The sequence below is a fragment of the Actinomadura sp. WAC 06369 genome (assembly GCF_003947565.1).
Lineage (GTDB): Bacteria > Actinomycetota > Actinomycetes > Streptosporangiales > Streptosporangiaceae > Spirillospora > Spirillospora rifamycini.
This window is the reverse complement of sequence record NZ_QHJN01000361.1, coordinates 1-1,550: the sequence shown is the minus strand read 5'-3', so window position 1 is coordinate 1,550 and position 1,550 is coordinate 1. Positions and strand designations below refer to the sequence as shown.

1 protein-coding gene is annotated in these 1,550 nt (G+C 79.2%); it reads right to left on the bottom strand.

The window, feature by feature from the left end; all coding sequences use genetic code 11:
* Positions 1-728 (bottom strand): hypothetical protein (locus tag DMH08_RS42230; protein WP_233618079.1); only part of this gene is annotated, 728 nt, incomplete at its 3' end.
* Positions 729-1,550: the final 822 nt, after the last annotated feature.

Here is a 1,550-nt window from a genome sequence, read left to right as displayed (position 1 = left end):
CCCCGCGCCCCCCGGCCGAACCCGCACCCGCCGCGGACGAGGCGCCGGCTTCCGATGGGGAGGACGACCGTCCGGCGCCCGAGGCGGAGGCCGACGAGACGGCCTCGGCGGTCCCCGAGCAGCACACGGCCCCGGACGCAGGCGCGGAAGGCGCGGCGGACGCCGCGACCGAGGAGGCCCGCCCGCCGGCGATGACGCGCGCCGACGAAGCCGAGGACGTCGAGTCCGTACGAGTGATCCCGCCGGGCGAGCGTCCGCGGGGCGAGAACGGCTCCGCGCCCGCTGGACGGCGGCGCCTGCACGCCCGCCGTCCGGGACGGGCCCCGGCCGGTGCAGACGCGGACGCGCCGGCGGAGGTCGAGGAGTCCGTGCGGGTGATCCCGCCGGGCGAGCGGCCCCGCACGACGGACGCGGCCGCGCGGGACGTCGATGACCTGGTGCGCGAGTCGGTGCGGGTGATCCCGCCGGGTGAGCGCCCCGACCGGAAGGCCGCCGCGCCCGTCCGCGCCGAGGAGAGGACCGCGCAGGGCCGTGCGTCGGACGGACGGCCCGACCCCGACGAGTTCGTGGGCGAGTCGGTGCGGATCATCCCCCCGGGCGAGCGGCCGAGCGGCCGGCGGAGCGCGGAGCCCGCCGCGGACGGCCCGCCGGACGTGGTCGTGGCCGGCGCCGCCTTCCGCGACCGGGACGGACGCGCCGCCGGGACGCCGGAGGCGCCGGTCGTGCACAGCGAGTCCGTCCGGGTGATCCCGCCGCGCTCCAAGGCGACGCGCGGGACGAACGGAACCGCCGAGCGGAACCCCGCGAACGCCGACGGCACGGCGAACGCAGAAGCCCAGACGAGCCCGGCCGGTGCGCCCGACGCGACGGACGAGGCCGACACCGCGCCCGCGACCGAGCAGAGACACGCCTCTGCCAGGGCTCTCGCAGCGGACGGCGCACCCGCCGACGGAAAGGCACCCACACCCGGCGCAGCACCGATGGACGAACGGCACCACGTCCCGCGCCCGGAACCCGCGCCCGCCGAAGCCTCCCCTCCCGGCGAGACGTCCATGCCCGGCCCGGCTCCGGTAGACGAGCGTGGACACGCCTCGGGCACAACGACCGCGAGTGGCGCAGCGCATGCGGTCGCCGGGGCGCCCTCGCCCGGCCCGGCGCCGAGGGGCGAGCGGGGGCACGCCTCGGGCCTGGCGCCCGGGACCGGCGGTGTCCCGGTTGGTGGAGGCGCGTTCTCGACCGGCGGGGCGTCGGGGCACGCTGCGGGCGCAGCGCCCGTGAGCGGCGAAGCGCATGGGGTTGGTGGGGTGTCCTCGCCCGGTGCGGTGCCGAGGGGCGAGCAGGGGCACGGCTCGGGCATGGCACCCGCGCCCGGAGGCGGCTCGGATGATGGCGGGGCGTCCTCTACCGGCGGGGTGCCGGGGAACGCGCGTGGGCACGCCTCGAGCGCAGCGCGCGTGAGTGGTGCAGCGCATGGGGGCGGTGGGGCGTTCGCGCCCGGCGGGGCTTCGGTGGACGAGCGTGGGTCTGCTTCGGCCGTAGCACCCGTGCCC